The following is a 19478-nucleotide window of genomic DNA, read 5'->3' as shown; positions in this document are numbered from 1 at the left end:
TACCCCTGAAAATTATTATCGCCAGACCCGGACAGCGCCCTGCCTGACACCCTGTTGAGAAGGACAGCACCTGGGCGCTGTTTACCACTTTGGACATCTGCCGGGCAGCACCAGACAAGGCTTTGGTGCGTTGGGCAAGCAGCAGGCCTTTAAAACCAGGCCTGAACAAAAGCTGAACACCGAGAACCCGCACGGCGGCTGGCTTTTGAGACTGCGGTTGTGCCGAGTAATATAAAACCTGAACTGCTCAAATACAAGACCCGTTTAACCCGGATCGACACAAAAAATTGTAATGATTAATACAGCTTATGGTGACAAGGGCTAATTAGATCAACAAGGCTGCTCAGGTCGACAAGGCCTGTTCAAAATCCTTGATCAGATCTTCAGTATCTTCAATACCTACCGAAATTCGCAGCAAATTATCGCCAATACCCATCAAGGCGCGACGCTCGGGCCCCATTTCGTAGTAGATGGTATGCGCTACCGGTAAAACCAAGGTCCGGGTGTCGCCCAGATGGGTCGCCAGCACCAGCACCTTCAAACGATTCAGGAAGTCAAAGACATCAAGGTCAGCGGCAAGTTCGACACCCAGCAAGGCGCCAAAGCGGCCGCTGAACAGATCTGCCGCACGCTGATGCTGGGCATGCGACACCAGACCGGGGTAGCGCACCAGTTTCACACGGGGATGCTGCCCAAGATATGTGGCCAGTGCCATGGCGTTGCTGCAGGCCTTGTCCATGCGAAGTGACAAGGTTTCAGCGCCCACAGCAATGCGGTGAGCCGCATCGGATGACAGGGTACCCCCATATCGCGCAACCCTTTTTTCTTGATCTGGGTAAGCCCCCAGGACGTTGGGTTACCTTTGCGATACGGTTCGGCAATATTGGGGTACACCGACCAGTCGAACAGCCCGGTATCGGTAACTGCTCCGCCCAGCGCATGGCCGTGCCCCCAATGTACTTGGACATGGAATTAACCACCAGCGACGCACCGACATCCACGCCACGGCACAGCCAGGGCGTTGACAAGGTGCTGTCAAGCACATACACCAGACCTTGTTCCTGGCACCATTGACCAATGCCTTTCAAGTCGGCAATTTGCGTACCCGGGTTAGCGATGGTTTCGGTAAAGACCATGCGGGTTTGCGGGCGCCGGGCCGCCTTGACCTGCTCAGCATCGGTGGCATCAACCAGCGTTACCTCCACCCCTAAATCGGACAAGGTTCCCAGCAAACTGTTGGTATTACCGAAAATGTACTGACTTGAAATCAGGTGATCGCCCTTTTTCAGCAAGGTAAAAAACGTGGCCGTCAGTGCCGCCATGCCGGTGGCGAATGACACCGAACTGACACCGCCTTCCATTTGGGTGATTTTGGCTTCCAGTGCCCCGGTCGTTGGCGTACCTTGACGCGCATAGGTGTACCCGGCCTTGCCCTGAAACACCGCCGCCAGCTCACGGGCGTCGGTATACGCGTATTCAGAGGAAGGGTGCAGCGGTTTGTGAACCCCGCCATGTTCGACGCCACCGCGCCGGTCGGAGTGCAAAATGGTGGTGGAAAATCCGTTATTTGACATGAGATGCTGATAAAGAATAGTGAATACGGCCGTTAGAGCGCAGTTGGCTCAAGCGGCCCGCCGCCGCGCTGCGGCATCGAAATGGGCCATGCAAAAACGCTATAGCGTAAAAAAACGACACCACTAGCCGACGCGTTGACGCACGGTTTCGTAAAGGCAAACGGCGCTGGCGACACTGACATTCAGGCTTTCAACCGAACCCTGCATGGGAATGGTAACCAGTTCATCACAAGTTTCGCGAGTCAGGCGCCGCATACCCTCACCTTCGGCCCCCATCACCCAGGCCATGGGACGTCGGGCGTCAACGGTGTACAGAGTGCCGCTGGCCTGATCATCGGTACCGACCACCCAGACGTTACGGTCTTTCAGTTGACGCAAGGTGCGGGCCAGATTGGTGACCATCAGGTACGGAACCGTATCAGCCGCACCGCAAGCCACGCGCTGAACCGTGGTATTCAACCCCACTGCACGGTCTTTGGGTGCAATAACAGCATGCACCCCGGCCGCATCCGCCGTGCGCAGGCACGCCCCCAGATTGTGCGGGTCTGTGACGCCGTCAAGCACCAGAAAAACGGTACTTTGCCCGCCGCTTCCAGGTCATCGAGCAATTCGTCAATATCGACGGCCAACTGATGCTCTTCGGCCAGCGCAACCACACCCTGGTGACGAGTACCTTTTGACAGGCCATCAAGACGTTCAGCCGCGACAGGCAACACCTTGACGTTAGCCGCCTGCGCCTGCTGGATGAATGTCTGCATGCGCTTGTCGCGGCGCGAGGCCTCGACATAAATTTCTTTGATGGATGCCGGGGCATGGCGCAACCGCGCCACCACGGCATGAAAACCCGCCAAAACCTGAAGAGACGACATAAATTTCCTTGATTGAAGGCGTCAGAACAGGTTAGCGACGACCACGGCCTTTCTTGGCAGGAGCCGCAGGACGAGCACTGCGCTTGGCCGCTTCCCGCCGCTGCCGTGCTGTTGTGCCCTTGAGTGCTGCCGGCTTGGCCGATGCCGCTTTTTTAGGGCGACGCAAGGTTTCCGAGCGAGGCTCTGAGGCCTTTTGCAAGGCTTTAAAGGTTGTACCCTGAACCAGACGAAACTCGATGCGACGGGCTTCAAGATCAACACGGGCCACCTGCACCTGCACGGCATCAGTCAGCCGGTAACGGATACCGGTGCGCTCACCCCGCAGTTCGTGCAGCGCTTCGTTGTACTGGAAGTAATCGGACCCAAGTTCGGAAACGTGAACCAGTCCTTCAACAAACAACGTATCGAGCGTAATGAATACACCAAACGTGGCCACACCAGTAATACGACCGCTGAAAACCTCACCAACATGTTCTTTGACAAACCAGCATTTTAGCCACGCTTCAACGTCACGTGAGGCCTCATCGGCACGACGCTCGCGTGCAGACAACAATAAGCCCAATTTTTCCCAGACACCGTGTTCGCGATCTTTTTGCGGCAATGACACCGCAGCAGCGATATCCTCAAGGTCAGGGATATAGCGTTTCCCGGCCATGATGGACTTGATGACACGGTGTGTCAGCAGGTCGGGGTAGCGACGAATCGGCGAGGTGAAATGTGCATAGGCATCGTAGGCCAGGCCGAAGTGCCCTGACTCTTCCGGACTATAAATGGCTTGCTGCATCGACCGCAGACACATGGTCTGGATCACCTCGTAGTCTGGACGACCCTTGGCGGCAACCAGCAGTTTGGCGTAATCGTTGGTTGACGGGTCATCACCACCGTCAATTGACAAACCCACATTACGCAAATAATCGCGCAGCGCCTGCAATTTTTCGGGGTTGGCCCTTCGTGCACACGGTACAAGCCGATGCGTTTATTGCGTTTGATGAAGTCAGCCGCACAGGTGTTCGCTGCCAGCATGCATTCTTCAATAAGCTTGTGGGCATCATTGCGCTCGTAGGCCACGATTTTTTCGATACGGCCCAGCGGGTTGCAGATGATTTTGGTTTCGACGGTATCAAAATCGATGGCGCCACGCTTGACCCGGGACTGCGACAGCAAGTGGTACAACTCGTAAAGGTCTTTGACATGCGGATAGACCGCTTTCATTCCCTTGGCCGCCGGCCCCTCGGGCTGCTGCAAGGCAGACCAGACATCCGTGTACGTGGTACGCGCGTGCGAGTGAATGACCGCATCGTAAAACTGGTAAGCCGTAACCGTGCCGGCCTTGGTACCCGTGGCCTGAATCACCATATCGCAGACCAGCACCAGGCGATCTACACCGGGGTTCAATGAGCAAATGCCATTTGACAGCGCTTCAGGCAGCATGGGAATGACCCGACGCGGGAAATAAACGCTGGTGCCTCGCTCAAGGGCATCGTCGTCGAGCGGATCGTGGGGCCTGACATAGTGGCTAACGTCGGCAATGGCCACCAGCAAACGCCAGCCCGGCTTGCGACGCTTTTCCGTACCCAGATCGACGGCTTCACAATACACCGCGTCGTCAAAATCGCGCGCGTCTTCGCCATCGATAGTGATGAATGGAATGTCGCGTAAATCGACCCTGCCTTTCAGTTCGCTGCGTTTAACGGTATCGGATACAGACGCAGCTTGTGCCAGCGCAGCCTGTGAAAACTCATGCGGCACATCGAACTTGCGCACGGCAATTTCAATTTCCATGCCCGGGTCGTCGATTTCGCCCAGCACTTCAACCACACGACCCACCGGTTGGGTGTGCCGGGTCGGCTGCTGAAGAATCTCGATGGTGACCACTTGGCCCGATTCGGCGCCGCCGATATCGCCCGGAGCAATCAGCACATCGTGCTTGATACGCTGGTCTTCGGGTACAACGATACTGATGCCGCGTTCATACAGGAAACGGCCAACCAACCGGTTGGTACGGCGCTCGACCACCTCAACAATGGCGGCCTGCGGGCGGCCGCGATAATCGCCGTCAAGTTTGGCCAGAACGCGGTCGCCATGCAACACTTTCAGCATCTCGCGCGGCTGTAAAAACAGGTCGGGTCCACCGTCTTCGCGCAACAAAAAGCCAAAGCCGTCGCGGTGGCCTTGTACTTTTCCAGCGATGAAATCCATTTTGTTGTTGATTAACAACTTTCCTTGGGTGTTATACAAGACCTGCCCGTCGCGCTCCATGGCGCGCACACGGCGATCGAAACCCACTGAAACGGGCACCTGCACACCCATGCCGCGCGCCAGGTCGTCAAGCCCGACAGGCTTGCCAAGTTCCCGCAAGAATTGAAGAATTTCTTCCCGCGAGGGTACGTGCGGGTCAAAGTCGGGCGGTAAGTCTGACCCGTTAGCCGGCGCACCTGACACATTGTGGGTGTCGGGCGAGTCGATTTTTTTTCGTTTGTTCAAAGGACAAATTTCCCTTTTAAAATTTTTGATATATAATTCTGTTCTCGGTTGGTTATGACGAATTTCTTGACGCTACCAACGCTAACAGCTTGCTAGATTAACAGGTCTTAAGCTGAAGCGGTCAAGATAGTTAGTGTGTCACGCAATCGTAATGCCCAGGTGGCGGAATTGGTAGACGCGCATGGTTCAGGTCCATGTGCCGCGAGGTGTGGAGGTTCGAGTCCTCTCCTGGGCACCACCGCTGTACACAGAGAACCCAGCTAAGCTTAGTGTTTAGCTGGGTTTTTTGGCTCTTCATCATTAAAGGGGGACACCGACATTCATTGGGCCTGTAACCCCTTAGGGGCCAGGTGCTTTTTATGTAGGCAATCACGGCAACAATTTCCTCATCAGTTAATATCCCGGCATAGGCAGGCATATCGCTTTCGTAGGCCGATGGGGCCGTACGACCAGGCACAAGGCCGTTCTTGACCATGTCTATCAGCAACCTGTCAGGGTGGTGCCAGGTATGGCCTGTCTTGTCGTGAGGCGGTGCAGGCAAACGTCCATTTGCAAGCCGTTCGCGCCAGTTTGCCTGCCCTTCCAGGTTGACCCCGTGACATGCAGCACAGTTTGCTGCGTACACCGTCTTACCCAGAGTAATACGCCCCTCATCGGCCGATGGGTCAATGAAGCCATCGTTTTCCCCAACGACGTCAGATAAACGGTGGCAGCCAACACGGCCAACCCTGACGCAGCAGAAACCACAACCCATCGGGCTTTCGACATATCAGTTGCTCAGGCGTCAGTTCACGTTCACCTTGCCCACCATGCCGGCCTCCATGTGACCGGGAATCAGGCAGGCAAAATCCACCGTACCTGCCTGGTCGAATGTCCACACCAGGCCGCCACGCTGGCCGGCATTCAGTGTGATCATGTTGGGCTCTACGTGCTGCATGCCGGGCATTTTCTTCATTTCCTCGGCATGGGCTTTCAGGTCGGCAAGCGTGCCGATGACCATTTCGTGCTGCAGCTTGCCCGTATTCTTGATGAAGAACCGAATGGTTTCGCCTGCCTTCACATCAATCTGTGCGGGGGTGAACTGCATCGTGTCATCCATTACCACCTCGATGGTTCGGCTGACCTTCGCCGGATCACCCGGTTTACCGATGCCGGACATACCCGACATGGTGTGACCACCCATGCTGTGGCCTCCTGAATGCTCGCCGGCAGCAAAGGCCAATGCAGGAGCACATGCAAGAACCAGAATCGATACAAATTTCTTCATGCTGTTTACCCTTAAAAATAAACGAATTTAGAACCAGAAACTCACGCCCGCCACAAAACGGGTCTCCTGCCGTGCCGAACCGGCGTCGCGTGCCATGTCAGCTGTTTTACCAAACTTGCTTGCCCACTCTACGCCGATGTAGGGCACGAACTGGCGAGTCACCTCGTACTTCAGCCGCAAGCCAATCTTGCCATCCGACAAGCCCTGCCCGATGTCGCGCTCGGGATCGCCCTTGCCATAGAAATTAACTTCCACGGCCGGCTGCAAATACAGCTTTTGGGTCAGCAGCACGTCGTATTCGGCGCTGAACCGCAAGGCCGTGCGGCCACCCGAGCCCAGATACGCCGTGGCATCGAGCTCGAACCAATAGGGGCCAGCCCTTGCACACCGAATGCCAGCCACTGACGCGAGGGTTCCCCGCGACCATAATCGAAGCGCGCACCCAACTGGGTGTCCCAGAACGGGCTGACGGCATGGCCCCAGAGCACTTCAGTGCGCGACTCATGCATCTTGCCATCCGCAAACTCCCCTTCCCCTTGAGCACCAGGCGGTTGAAGGTGCTGCCGAACCAGGCCTGGCCTTCATAGGCGCCCCATTCGTCGCCTTTGGCCCGAACATATTCCAACTTGTCCATGCGGAAACTGGCAAACAGGTGCTCATCGGACATACGCAGGCGGTGGCGCGGATCCAGCGCGAACTGCCCTTCGTTACGCGTGAACCCCCGGAATAGGCGTCCGGGTCGCGCGCATCGGCAGGAGCAGAGCCACCCTGCATCTGCATATTTCCATGATCCATAGGCGCCTGATCGGCAGACGAAGACGCAGCGCCCTGGCTAACGCTAGGTGGAGCGCCATGACCGGCATGGGCATCGTGAGACTGGGCCTGCACGCCAAACGGCAACAGCCCTGCGGTGAAAAGAACAAGCGCTGTACGCTTTGTGAGAGAAGTCATGATTCCGATATCCTTTGTCATGTCAGTGGTTCTCATGCAATCACCACTTCACGGAACATGCCCATATCCATGTGGAACATCAGGTGGCAATGCCAGGCCCAGCGCCCCAGGGCGTCGGCGGTGACCAGAAAGCTGATGCGCTGTGCCGGCTGCACCGGAATCGTGTGCAATCGCGCCTGGAAGGCCCCATCGGGTGTTTCCAGTTCGCTCCAGACACCGTGCAAGTGCATCGGGTGGGTCATCATGGTGTCGTTGTGCAGAATGACCCGAACACGCTCCCCATAACGGAAATGCACCGGCGTTGACTGACCGAACTCCACACCGTCAAACGACCAGCTGTAGCGCTCCATGTGGCCTGTCAGGTGCAGCTCAATCTCGCGCTCTGCACCACGCGGGTCCATCGGGCCACCCACGGTATGCAAGTCGGCCAGGTTCAGCACACGACGGCCGTTGTCACGCAGGCCAATGCCGGGATCATCCAGGTTTGTTCGCGGGGTATCCACGCGCATGTCGACGCTTGGGCCATACTCGGTTCGCGCATGCAGCACGGTTTTGCTCGGCCCCGCAGAAGCTGCCGAACCGTGCCCCATGGCCGCATGATTCATGCCACCGTGATTCATCCCGCTGTGATTCATGGCAGCCGAACCGGCAGCGCCGTGGTTCATCGCACCGTGGCCCATGGCACCGTGGTCCATACCGCCCATATCACCCATCATGTCGGTCATGGTCAGCCACTGCACCGGATCCAGGTCAGGAACGGGCGCCGTCAGGCCCTCGCGCACTGCCAGGGTGCCACGTGCGTAGCCCGTGCGGTCCATCGACTGCGCGAACACGGTGTAGGCATCGTCCTTGGGCTGCACCACCACGTCGTAGGTTTGCCCAGGTCCAAAGCGGAATTCATCGACGGTCACCGGTTCCACATTCTGGCCGTCGGCCTGCACCACCGTCATCTTCAGGCCCGGAATGCGCACGTCGTAGAAGGTATTGGCCGCGCCATTCACGAACCGCAGCCGGACGCGTTCGCCAGGCCGGAACAGCCCGGTCCAGTTGCCGGCAGGCGTTGTGCCGTTCATCAGGTAGGTGAGCACATCGGCGGAAAGATCGGCCAGGTCCGTCGGGCTCATGCGCATCTCGTTCCACATCTGGCGCTTCTCAAGCGCTGCGCTCATCCCCATTTTGGAAACATCGCGATAAAAGTCGACAACGGTGGGTTTGTTGTAGTTGTAGTAATCGCCTTGCGCTTTCAGCTTGGACAACACCCGCATCGGATGCTCGTCTGTCCAGTCGGAAAGCTGAATGATGTGGTCGCGATCAACACGAATGGGGTCGGCATCGCGCGGCTCGACGATTATGGCACCGTACATGCCCTGAGCTTCCTGCATGCCCGAATGCGAGTGATACCAGTACGTGCCGCTTTGCTCCAGCTTGAACTGGTACACAAAGGTTTCCCCAGGGGGAATGCCCGGGAAGCTGATACCCGGCACACCGTCCATCTGATACGGAAGAATGATGCCGTGCCAATGAATGGATGTATCCTCCTTCAGGGTGTTCTTCACCCGTATGGTCACCGTATCGCCTTCGCGCCAGCGCAGCGTGGGTGCGGGCACCGAACCATTGATGGTAAATGCCATGCGCGGGTTACCCGTGAAGTTCACCGGCGACTGCCCCACTTCCAGGTTGAACTCGGTTCCGGTAAGCAACGGGGCCGTGCCCGTGCGAGCCTGGGAAGACACGATGCCGGCCGCATGGGCAAACGGTGATAAACCCAGCATCACGCCGCCTGCGGCCAGGCCTTGAACGAAACGGCGACGCGGCATGTAGGGGGAAAACCTGAGCCAGACTGTCTCACGTGAAATTAATCCTTAAAAAATGATCTAAATCATGCCGCTTCCGGAAAAGTCCGGCGTGCTTTCGGCAGGTCATCACTGTAGCGAGCGCCGGCTGTCACAGGCATGACGCCTGAATTACATTTTTGTCATGTTCCGGTAATGTCTGCGTCAGCGTCGCTGCGTTACAGTAGGTGCTCGTAAAAAATCAGAGGCTAGCCCCGAGGCACGGAAACCCGAAGATGAAACTGCTGATTGTTGAAGACGAGGTGAAAACCGGAGACTACCTTCGGCAAGGGCTTGCCGAGGCGGGCTTTCAAGTGGACTGGGTTCAAACCGGCCTTGACGGTCATCATCGGGCGCTTACCGAGCCTTATGACCTGATCATTCTGGACGTGATGCTTCCCGACGTGGACGGATGGCGCATCGTGCAGGCGCTGCGCGACGCGCAGTCTGTCACGCCCGTGCTGTTTCTTACCGCCCGCGACAGTATTGAAGACCGCGTAAAGGGGCTGGAACTGGGCGCCGACGACTACCTGGTCAAACCTTTTGCTTTTTCCGAATTGCTGGCGCGAGTACGCACGCTACTGCGACGCGGCGCCATGGCCGTTCTGAGCGAACAGATACAGGTCGCCAATCTGGTGCTGGACATTCCCCGCCGCCGCGCCATGCGGGGCGACGTGCGTATCCACCTGACCAACAAGGAATTCGCGCTGCTCGAACTGCTCGTTCGCAGGCAAGGCGAGGTGCTTCCCCGCTCACTGATAGCATCTCAGGTTTGGGATATGAATTTTGACAGTGACACCAACGTAATCGATGTAGCCGTGCGCAGGTTGCGCGCCAAGATCGACGATGCTTTTGAACCGAAACTGATCCATACGGTGCGTGGCATGGGCTACATGCTCGACGTTCCCGAAGCCAGATAGACATGCCCGGGCTCCTGAAGTCCCCGCCCTCGCTGGCCCTGCGCCTGACGATTTCCATCGGTGCAGGCATTACCGCCTTGCTGTTATGTTTCGGCTGGCTGGTGGAACGCTCGATCACTGCCCACTTCGTGGAACAGGACATCCATGAACTGAACGCCGCCAAAACCTCGATTCAAGCCACCTTGCAGCAGTTTGACGGCACTACAGCCACCAATGCACTGAAAGCGCATTTCGACAGCACCTTGTCCGGCCACCACAACGCGGAATTCATGGTCGCTGACAGCAATGGTCAGGTGCTCTATGCCACCCAGGGCGCCGATCTGGAAACCGCACTTGGACAACTGCATCCCGCAGACGAGATTAACGACAACACCGTGTCGTCCTGGCAGCATGAAGGAAAGACCTTCCGCGGCGCGCTAGTGCAGTTGGCCCTTGGCACCGGCCAACAGGTCGAACCGTTTGCTGTGGTTCTCGCCATCGACATCGACTTCCACCTGCATTTTCTGAACAGCTTTCACAGGTATCTGTGGTGGTTGACGGCGGTGGCCTGCCTGATTGCCATTGCCGCCACATGGCTGGCGGTTCATCAAGGTCACGCTCCCATAAGAAGCATCAGCCAGCAAATCAACCGCATCAATTCAGAGCAGCTGCACCTTCGGCTTGACTCAACGGGTGTTCCCGCAGAACTGGCGCCCATGGCCACCGCCTTCAACGAAATGATCGACCGGCTGGAGGACGGCTTCAGACGACTGTCAAATTTTTCAGGAGACATCGCTCACGAGCTGCGCACTCCCATTACGAACCTGACGACCCAGACACAGGTGGCGTTATCGCGGGCGCGAACTGCGCAGGAGTACCGCGAAATACTTTATTCAAACCTTGAAGAGTACGAGCGCATGGCCAAGATGATTGGCGACATGCTTTTTCTGGCCAAGGCAGACAATGGCCTGATCGAACCGGAGCGCACAGCCGTGCCACTGGTGGCCGAACTGCGCGAGTTGGCCGATTTCTTCGAAGCCTGGTGCGAGGAGCGTCAAGTCGCGATGCTCGTCTGCGGCGACGAAACGTTAACTGCCGCTGTAGACAGGGCCATGCTGCGCAGGGCGCTCTCGAACCTGCTGTCGAACGCCATCCGCTACACTCCGAAAGGCGGTACCGTACAGGCAAGCGTACAGAACAACGGCGACGCCGTAAGCATTCGCGTCGCAAACCCTGGGCCCACCATTCCGGCCGAACACCTGGCGCACCTGTTCGAGCGCTTTTACCGCCCGGATGCCTCGCGGCATCGCAATGGCGAGGGTGCCGGGCTTGGCCTGGCCATCGTGAAGTCCATTGTTCAGGCGCATGGCGGCCAGGTCACTGCGTCATCCAATAATGAAATGACGTGCTTTGAAGTTCTTTTGAAACATACCCGGCTACCGTAGCCAACGGAGCAAACCCGAAGGGACAAGCGGTGCATGACCACAGACGACCATTAATCAATGGCGTGCAAAGTCAAAACCTTGACGTCCAGGGTCATACCTGCGACTTTGGGGGTACGGTAAAGTTTAACCGTCGACTGATCTCAGAGGAAATGACCGATGAACACTGCATTCAAGAACCTGACCAGTACCATCGTGGTGAACAGTCCTTCGCTTACGCCCAGTGCTGCTGTGCCAGAGCCGCCCTCGCCGCTAACCTTAAAGAGCCCGGTCGCATGGAGGCATTGCGCACGATGATCGGCCTTTCAAAGGCAGACACGGCTTCGATAGTCACACAAAACCGTGTGCCCGCAATGGTGGTGATGGTCTGCAGATCGCTGGTGGTGGCTTTCGTTATCTCAGTGTGATCAAGGCCCGTTGATGTAGCACCTATAAGATCTTGAGATGGCAACGCACACCAAGCCTACCAGCACCTGATTGCGACCACCGGCCGCGCAGAACGCCACTATTGCCCGTGGGGCGATCTGACACGCGAATGCGTAGAGCGGGAGAGAACTTCGCCTTCGAAACCCCATTGTCAGGACTGGGATACTTGAGACATATCGAAAACTGGCGGAGCTGTGGGTACAGTGTTGGCCTATACTTTCTAAAACTTCCAGACCCAGAAACAGCAATTGACCGTGCGGCTGAACGCGTACGTCAAGTTGGGCACGACATTCCTGGGTCGGTTATCAGGCGGCGTTTCGCATCTGGATGGAAGAACTTTCAGCAGCGTTACCGTTATGCTGTTGATTTCTGGGCTGTACACGATAGCGCAGAAGCCCCCTTGCTCTTGGAATGGAGTGAGCGCACGTGAAACAAGAATTTTGGTTTTCAATGCTACCATTCCCGGATAGCCGTAACGTCAGTGCGAGCTCTTTCGTCAACACCCAGCAAAAAGGACACGACCATGCTTTCATTGTCAGATCATGAAACGGGTTGCGTCATCGACGACCCTGAACGCCTGCAGGCGCTGACCGACTACCAGATTCTCGACACGGGTTACGACGCCGCTTTCGACAACATCATCAAACTGGCTGCGCTGGTTTGCAACACGCCGATTGCCGTCATCAATTTTGTAGATGAGTCCAGACAGTGGTTCAAGGCTGAACAAGGTCTGGGCGTCCGTGAAACGCCGCTGGACATTTCCATCTGTCGTCATGCGATTCTCGAACAAGATCTCATGGTGATCAACGACACGCTTGATGACCCACGCACCGCTAACAACCCGTTGGTCAATACATCCGGAAAAAGCCTGCGTTTTTACGCGGGTGCGTTGCTGAAGTCCGGGCCTCATGCCTTGGGTACCCTTTGTGTGCTCGACTATCAACCGCGTACGCTTGATGAGCACCAATTAAAAGCCCTGAAGCTGCTGCGCGAACAAGTCATGCATCTTTTAGAGCTGCGACGTCATCATATGAACCAGCGGCGTCTTATCAAAGAACTTGATGAAGCACGAAATGAACTTCAGCGCCAGGCGCACATTGATCCGCTAACCGGCTTGCTGAACCGTCGCGCCATTGAAAACAGGCTGTCATTTGAACTGGAGGCCCCACTTGATTCACAGGCCCCCGGTGCCGTACTGATGCTGGACCTGAATGACTTCAAGGCCATCAACGACCAGCACGGCCATTTATGCGGCGACCAGGTACTGAAAAAAGTCTCAACGGTGATGCGCGCAACCCTGCGAACCAATGACATTATCGGACGCTGGGGCGGCGATGAATTCCTTGTGGTTCTACCGTCGACCACGATGGAACAGGCCTGGGAGGTTTCCCTGCGAATTGTTCAGACACTCGAGGAAAACAAACTGGCCGACCTGGCTTGCGGCCGGGTCGGTGTCAGTATTGGCGTCGTCACCATGGATCGATTCCACACGCTGAAAGCTCTGCTGTCTGCGGCTGACGCAGCAATGTACAAAGCAAAACGCACAACAGATTCACCCTGGAGGATTGCTGTTGCAACGGGGCACGATAACGGTCCGGGCCCAACCCGATAAGTCGCACACCCGTTGATGCGGACCCGTGCCCGTACCCAACCGGGTTAACCGTTGACCTTTTCCGACGTATCGGCGACAGTGCTGTCAATAACCGCTTTTTCCGCCTTGTCGATAAGGGTGTACACGTCGGCAATGCGGTTGCTGTAGCTGATTACGGCACGCTCGCCGGCTTCTGCCACACTGCCGGCAACCTCGCGTTCAAGCTTGGCGATCAGACCGCGCATCGGCCCGATGACCTGAGGATTGGTAGCCAGCATGGCCAATATCAAGGCATCAAGGGCCACCTGATTGGCGGCTTCAAGGCCTTCAAGAACCGCATTGATTTCAGCGACTTTGACAGCAAAGTTTTCCACATCTTTTTCCATGTTGATCATTCCTGTTGGAACCAAAGCTTGATCGTAGTTCATTTCCGTGAATCTGAACGCCTCTTTGCGGTATGCGCGTGGGAATCATTTATGAAATATCAAACTGTTTGAAGTTACATAAAGTGCAGATGACTACTCAGCGCAAATGGGTTATCCACAAAAACCGTGGATAACTGTGTGTGCAACCTTTTCATAACCGGGTTTTCCCTTAGAGAGCAAGGTTCCCTGATCAGCATATGACCGTTTCATGACAAAACGTCATAACACCATGAATCAAGGCGCTCCGATCATCGGGCTTGCGGTCGATGAGGTATGGTTAAATACCTGTCTGCTCTGACTCTTTACTCTGGCCCACCATGACATCTTCCCCTGGGGTTACGAACGCCGTGACTGCATCGGCAACCACGCGCTGGCACTGTTCATTGACGACATTCAACGCGTCCTGGATGTTTATGCCGATACGCAAGGCAGCACTGATGCCCGACTGTTTCAGGTACAGGCCGAAGCGAACCGGTTGCTTCAGGGCTACGCTGAACACGCGCGCGGCACAACCGTGTTCAAGGGCCAGTTCATCACGATTCGGGCTGTCGATGCCTCGGGCCAAACCCCTGCACAATGGGTTCCCTTGTTCTCACCGGGCCTGAAAAGCGCGCTTCAAGCACTGCTCAGGCAAAGCCAGAACAACACGCCCCATTAACACGCAACAACGCCTGCAGCCACCGGCAACCACATGCCCGTACGCAACGACAGGACATGTCGCTCCCGCATCCAGCCAAAACGCAACGGCTTGAGGGTCGGAAAAAACACGGCCTCAATCATCGTCCTGCGCCAGAAAACCGCCGCTCTGGTGGCGCCATAGCCGGGCGTAAACACCGTTACGTTGCAGCAATTCGGCATGGCTGCCCTGCTCAATGATTTGCCCGCCGTCCATTACGATCAACCGGTCCAGCGCCGCAATGGTGGACAACCGGTGGGCAATGGCGATAACCGTCTTGCCTTGCATGATCTCGTTCAGGCTTTCCTGAATGGCGGCTTCAACTTCCGAATCCAGGGCACTGGTGGCTTCGTCCAGCAACAAAATGGGTGCGTTCTTGAGCATCACACGCGCAATGGCGATTCGCTGGCGCTGACCGCCTGACAACTTGATACCGCGCTCGCCCACCAGGGTATCGTACCCCCGGTTACCACTGGCATCGGCCAGATGCTCGATAAAGCCGGCGGCCTGGGCCCGGCATGCGGCAGCGCGTATTTCATCATCAGAAGCATCGGGACGACCGTAGGCGATGTTGTCACGAATGGAACGATGCAGCAGTGAGGTATCCTGGGTCACCATGCCAATGGCACCGCGCAAGCTGTCTTGCGACACCTGCGAAATATCCTGACCGTCAATCAGAATGCGGCCGCCGTCAATATCGTAAAACCGCAGCAACAGGTTGATCAGGGTTGACTTCCCGGCCCCCGAGCGGCCAATCAGGCCGATACGCTCACCGGGCCGTACGGTAAGGTTCAAGCCGTCGAACACCTGTCGCTCGCCGTTGTAATTGAACGAAACCCGGTCAAACCGGACTTCGCCCTGCGAAACCTGCAAGGCGGGGGCATCGGGGATGTCTTGCACTTTTGGTGCCCGCGACAGCGTGGCGATGCCGTCTTGAACCGTACCGATGTTTTCGAACAGCGTGGCCATCTGCCACATGATCCAATGCGACATCCCGCTGACCCGCAAGGCCATGGCGGAAATAGCCGCGACGGCCCCGACACCCACGGCACCTCCATGCCAGAGCCACACGGCATAACCGCCGGCCGCCAGGATCAACAGCGCCACCAGCGTCTGATTGACGATTTCAAACTGGCTGACCAGACGCATCTGCCGATAGCCCGTGTCTTTAAAATCCTCCATCGCAGCACGGGCAAACTGCGCTTCGCGACGAGTATGGGAAAACAGTTTTACCGTCGTAATGTTGGCGTACGCGTCGGTGACGCGACCGGTCATCGACGAACGGGCATGCGCCTGCTCTTGGCCCACCTTGCCCAGACGAGGCACAAAGTACGCCATCGCCAGCCCATACAGCAGCGCCCAACCCACGAAAGGCAGCATCAGTCGAAGGTCGAAACTGCCCGCCAAGGCAATGATGGTAAATACATACACACCGATACCCAGCACAATTTCGGAAAATGTCAGCAATACGTCGCGCACGGCCAGCGCCGTCTGCATGACTTTGGTCGTGACCCGTCCGGCGAATTCATCGGAGAAAAAAGCCAGACTTTGACGCAACATCAAGCGATGGAAATTCCAGCGCAGCCGCAACGGCAGGTTGATGGCCAACGCCTGATGCTGAAGCAATGTCCGCATGGCCACCATGCCCACACTGGCCAGCACCACGACAGCAATACCCCACAAGACACGTCGAACCTGTTCAGGCGCCGGTTCGCCAACCTGCCAGACTGACAACAAGTCAACCACTTGCCCCAGAAAGGCAAACAGCCAGGCCTCATAAATGGACACACTGGCACTGAACAGCGCCAAAGCAGCGATATAACCACGCGCGCCGCGGGTACACGACCACAGAAATGCCGTCAGGCGTTGAGGCGGCAGCGGCGAATCATGGGCTGGAAAAGGGTCAAGCAGACGCTCGAATCGTTGAAACAAGGGAAACTCCGGAAACGGGCAAGGCCACAAAAACAGGTGCGATCACAACGACAGACAAGACCACAACAACGTGAATAACCCACAAGGATACTGCCACGGGAACCGGGATGCTCATCTGCTGTCATAAGATTCATTCACCGCGACTTTTTAACCATTATTTTTTATAACCATTCGTGACGCTGCCCCGACCAATCGTCACCAAATGTAATGGTCCGCCAAATGGACCCCTACACGTCATTTGTTTTTGCAGCAGAATAAACAGCATTATTTTTCAAGCCGTAGTATGTTTTTGAACGGCTTTGCCATCCAGAACAGGACTTTCCCATGACACAACTGCAGATCAACGGACAAACCAAAGACATCGATGTCCCTGATGACACCCCGCTTCTATGGGTCTTGCGTGACGAACTGGGCCTGACCGGCACCAAGTACGGCTGTGGTCTGGCCCTTTGCGGTGCCTGTACGGCGTTTGTCGATGGCCAGCCGGTACGTACGTGCGTTACGCCGATGGCCTATGCCGCAGGCCGCAACGTAGCCACGATTGAAAGGCTGGAAACCGACCCGGTCGGTACTATCGTGCAACAGGCCTGGGTGGAAAACAACGTCGCCCAATGCGGTTATTGCCAGGCCGGCCAGATCATGTCAGCCGTCAGCCTGCTGAAAACGACCCCTGCTCCGTCCGACGACGAGATCCGTTCAGCCATGAATGCCAACATCTGCCGTTGCGGCACCTATCCGCGCATTCACAAGGCCATCCGGCAAGCTGCTGACACACTGGCCAAAGGGGCGTAATTATGACAACCATTGAAAAACTGTCGCGACGCCGTTTCCTGCAAGCCGGCATCGCCACGCTGACGCTGGCCGTCGGGGCCAACGGCCTGATTCGCCACGCCCGCGCTAACCCGGCCGATCAAAAATTCGGCGCCGACAGCATGTCGGGCGGGACAGTGGATGACCCGTTGGCTTTTGTTTCAATCGACACCAGCGGTATGGTCACCATCATCGCCCACCGCGCCGAAATGGGCACCGGCGTGCGCACCAGCCTGCCCATGGTCGTGGCCGACGAAATGGAAGCCGACTGGCAGCGCGTGAAAGTGATCCAGTCCGATGCCAACGAAGCCCGATACGGTAACCAGAACGTGGACGGCTCGCGCAGCATGCGTCACTTCCTGGCCCCCATGCGGCGCGTCGGCGCAGCCGCGCGCCATATGCTGGAAACCGCTGCGGCCGCGCGCTGGTCGGTCCCTGTCGCTGAGGTAACTGCCGAATTGCATGCGGTGCGCCATATCCCGTCCGGCCGCACCCTGCCCTTTGGTGAGCTGGCCGCCGATGCCGCGAAACTACCCGTACCCGATACTGCCGCGCTGACACTGAAATCGCCCGGGCAGTTCCGCTACATCGGTAAAGACATCGTCCGGCTGGTTGATCTGGACAACATCGGTAAAGGCCGGGCCCTGTATGGCATTGACGCGCATTTGCCGGGCATGGTGTATGCCGTCGTGGCACGCCCGCCCGTCGTGGGTGGAACGCTCAAACACTTCAACACCGACGCCGCCTTGAAGCTTCCCGGCGTCTTGAAGGTTGTTGAAATTCCCGCGTTCACGGGTGCCCCGGCCTTTCAGCCGCTGGGCGGCATAGCCGTGGTCGGTCGCAATACATGGGCCGCCATGCAAGGGCGCGAGGTACTGGAGCTTGAATGGGACGATGGCCCCAACGCCGGCTACGACTCAGGCACCTATCGGCAGACCCTGGAATCGGCTGCACGCAAAGCGGGCAAGGTCATGCGCAGCCAGGGTGATGCCGTGCAGATCTTTGCCAAGGCTCCGGAAGCAAACCGCGTCAGCGCCGAATACTACATCCCCATCTGGCGCACGCCCCGATGGAAACCCCATCGGCCACGGTACGCATTACCGAGGGCGGCGCCGAAGTCTGGACCTCCGTTCAGAACCCGCCACTGGCGCAAAACATCGTGGCCAAACGCCTGGGCCTCAAGCCGGAAAACGTCAAGGTGAATGTGCTGTTGCTGGGTGGCGGGTTTGGCCGCAAGTCAAAGCCCGATTATGTCGACGAAGCAGCCATCATTGCAAAAGCCATGCCGACCGGCACCCCGGTCAAGGTGATGTGGTCACGCGAAGACGACATTCGACATGGCTACCTGCATACGGTTTCGGTCGAACACCTGGAAGCCGTACTGGACGAAAAAGGCACGGTACAGTCCTGGTTGCACCGTTCGGCAGCACCCACCATTGCCTCGCTGTTCAGTCAAGGTGCGCAAGGTCAGCAGTTATTTGAGTCGGCCATGTCGGCCATCAACATGCCCTACCCGATTCCGAATGTGCGCATCGAAACGGCTGCAGTCCCCGCACATGCCCGTATCGGCTGGTTCCGTTCGGTAGCCAACATTCCTCATGCCTTTGCCGCCCAGTGCTTCATTGACGAACTGGCCCACAAGGCGGGCAAAGACCCGAAACAGTTTGCCCTTGACCTGATCGGGCCACCTCGCAAGATCAACCCCGATACCCTGGCCGACACCTGGAACTACACTGAATCCCCCGAACGCTACCCTTACGACACCGGGCGTCTGCGCGACGTCATTGAAGCGGCGGCCACGGGTGCCGGCTGGGGCCGCCAACTACCCGATGGCCATGGCCTGGGGTTGGCATTCTGCTACAGCTTCATGAGCTATGCCGCCGCCGTCATTGAAGTTCATGTCAATGACAAGGGTGACGTGCATGTGCTGGCGGTCGATACAGCCATTGATTGCGGCCCGCAAATCAACCCGGAACGCATCCGCGCCCAGCTTGAGGGCGGCGCCATCATGGGGCTGGCGCTGGCACTGAACAGCGAAATCACCTTTGAAAACGGCCGGGTCAAGCAAGGCAATTTCCATGATTACGAAGTGCTGCGTCATGGTGCCGCACCGCCGGTTATTCGTACCCACCTGGTGAATAATGCCATTGATGTGCCACCCGGCGGAGTGGGAGAACCACCGGTTCCGCCGATTGCCCCGGCTCTGTGCAACGCAATTTTCGCGGCTACAGGGGAGCGGGTACGAAGCCTGCCGGTACGGCGATCAAGCAAGGCCTGACGACCAGCAAGTCAAAAAAACC

The 19478-nt window shown here is 57.2% G+C and carries 9 protein-coding genes, 1 tRNA gene and 6 pseudogenes; 6 read left to right on the top strand and 10 right to left on the bottom strand.

The genetic code is table 11. From position 1 onward, the window contains the following. Positions 1-343 precede the first annotated feature (343 nt). The 3 pseudogenes from N7E01_RS14630 to rnr form a co-directional block, all read right to left on the bottom strand. Positions 344-1574 (bottom strand): annotated as a pseudogene (locus N7E01_RS14630) (cystathionine gamma-synthase family protein). Positions 1575-1697: 123 nt separating this feature from the next. Further along, positions 1698-2443, bottom strand: a pseudogene (rlmB, locus tag N7E01_RS14625) (23S rRNA (guanosine(2251)-2'-O)-methyltransferase RlmB). 31 nt (positions 2444-2474) lie between these two features. Further along, positions 2475-4927, bottom strand: a pseudogene (gene rnr / locus N7E01_RS14620) (ribonuclease R). Positions 4928-5080: 153 nt separating this feature from the next. Between rnr and N7E01_RS14615 the strand changes: the two are divergent. Further along, positions 5081-5165: transfer RNA gene (locus N7E01_RS14615), tRNA-Leu, on the top strand. Between the two features lie 168 nt (positions 5166-5333). On the opposite strand, the pseudogene N7E01_RS14610 reads toward N7E01_RS14615, so the two are convergent. The 4 genes and pseudogenes from N7E01_RS14610 to N7E01_RS14595 all read right to left on the bottom strand — a co-directional run. Continuing rightward, positions 5334-5681: pseudogene (locus N7E01_RS14610) on the bottom strand (c-type cytochrome); the annotation flags it as partial. A gap of 30 nt (positions 5682-5711) precedes the next feature. Continuing rightward, positions 5712-6194 carry a cupredoxin domain-containing protein gene (locus N7E01_RS14605; RefSeq protein WP_289173400.1) on the bottom strand — a complete coding sequence of 161 codons (483 nt, stop codon included), beginning with the start codon at positions 6192-6194 and terminating at the stop codon, positions 5712-5714. Between the two features lie 27 nt (positions 6195-6221). Beyond that, a pseudogene (locus tag N7E01_RS14600) lies at positions 6222-7145 on the bottom strand (copper resistance protein B). A 32-nt stretch (positions 7146-7177) separates the two neighbouring features. Further along, positions 7178-8962, bottom strand: a complete 1785-nt coding sequence (locus N7E01_RS14595) for a copper resistance system multicopper oxidase (protein WP_289173399.1) — start codon at positions 8960-8962, stop codon at positions 7178-7180. Between the two features lie 251 nt (positions 8963-9213). On the opposite strand from N7E01_RS14595, the gene N7E01_RS14590 reads away from it, so the two are divergent. From N7E01_RS14590 to N7E01_RS14580, 3 genes are all read left to right on the top strand, one after another. After that, positions 9214-9897, top strand: a complete 684-nt coding sequence (locus N7E01_RS14590) for a heavy metal response regulator transcription factor (RefSeq protein ID WP_289173398.1) — start codon at positions 9214-9216, stop codon at positions 9895-9897. A gap of 2 nt (positions 9898-9899) precedes the next feature. After that, positions 9900-11321: a heavy metal sensor histidine kinase gene (locus N7E01_RS14585; protein WP_289173397.1), complete on the top strand. Its 1422-nt coding sequence runs from the start codon at positions 9900-9902 to the stop codon at positions 11319-11321. Positions 11322-12267: 946 nt separating this feature from the next. Beyond that, positions 12268-13356, top strand: coding sequence for a sensor domain-containing diguanylate cyclase (locus N7E01_RS14580; RefSeq protein WP_289173396.1), 1089 nt, complete (start codon positions 12268-12270; stop codon positions 13354-13356). A 44-nt stretch (positions 13357-13400) separates the two neighbouring features. On the opposite strand, the gene N7E01_RS14575 is transcribed toward N7E01_RS14580, so the two are convergent. From N7E01_RS14575 to N7E01_RS14565, 3 genes are all read right to left on the bottom strand, one after another. Continuing rightward, entirely contained in the window at positions 13401-13721 is a 321-nt protein-coding gene (locus N7E01_RS14575) for a hypothetical protein (protein ID WP_289173395.1), read from the bottom strand. Positions 13722-14037: 316 nt separating this feature from the next. Continuing rightward, entirely contained in the window at positions 14038-14337 is a 300-nt protein-coding gene (locus N7E01_RS14570; RefSeq protein WP_289173394.1) for a hypothetical protein, read from the bottom strand. Between the two features lie 195 nt (positions 14338-14532). Beyond that, entirely contained in the window at positions 14533-16368 is a 1836-nt protein-coding gene (locus N7E01_RS14565) for an ABC transporter ATP-binding protein (protein WP_289173393.1), read from the bottom strand. Between the two features lie 324 nt (positions 16369-16692). Here N7E01_RS14565 and N7E01_RS14560 point away from each other — a divergent pair, with 324 nt between their 5' ends. Then, entirely contained in the window at positions 16693-17160 is a 468-nt protein-coding gene (locus tag N7E01_RS14560) for a (2Fe-2S)-binding protein (RefSeq protein ID WP_289173392.1), read from the top strand. A 2-nt stretch (positions 17161-17162) separates the two neighbouring features. Beyond that, a pseudogene (locus tag N7E01_RS14555) lies at positions 17163-19456 on the top strand (xanthine dehydrogenase family protein molybdopterin-binding subunit). The last annotated feature ends 22 nt before the right edge of the window (positions 19457-19478 follow it).

This window comes from Neopusillimonas aromaticivorans, from assembly GCF_030344915.1.
Taxonomy (GTDB): Bacteria; Pseudomonadota; Gammaproteobacteria; order Burkholderiales; family Burkholderiaceae_B; genus Neopusillimonas; species Neopusillimonas aromaticivorans.
The sequence above is the reverse complement of the archived record's forward strand: the minus strand, read 5'-3'. Positions and strand labels throughout refer to the sequence as shown.

Bases quoted from the DNA above. Each gene is read 5' to 3' on its own strand.
- N7E01_RS14580 (WP_289173396.1), top strand. From the start codon at position 12,268: ATGCTTTCATTGTCAGATCATGAAACGGGTTGCGTCATCGACGACCCT.
- N7E01_RS14595 (WP_289173399.1), bottom strand. From the start codon at position 8,962: ATGCCGCGTCGCCGTTTCGTTCAAGGCCTGGCCGCAGGCGGCGTGATG.
- N7E01_RS14575 (WP_289173395.1), bottom strand. From the start codon at position 13,721: ATGGAAAAAGATGTGGAAAACTTTGCTGTCAAAGTCGCTGAAATCAAT.
- N7E01_RS14590 (WP_289173398.1), top strand. From the start codon at position 9,214: ATGAAACTGCTGATTGTTGAAGACGAGGTGAAAACCGGAGACTACCTT.
- N7E01_RS14605 (WP_289173400.1), bottom strand. From the start codon at position 6,194: ATGAAGAAATTTGTATCGATTCTGGTTCTTGCATGTGCTCCTGCATTG.
- N7E01_RS14585 (WP_289173397.1), top strand. From the start codon at position 9,900: ATGCCCGGGCTCCTGAAGTCCCCGCCCTCGCTGGCCCTGCGCCTGACG.
- N7E01_RS14560 (WP_289173392.1), top strand. From the start codon at position 16,693: ATGACACAACTGCAGATCAACGGACAAACCAAAGACATCGATGTCCCT.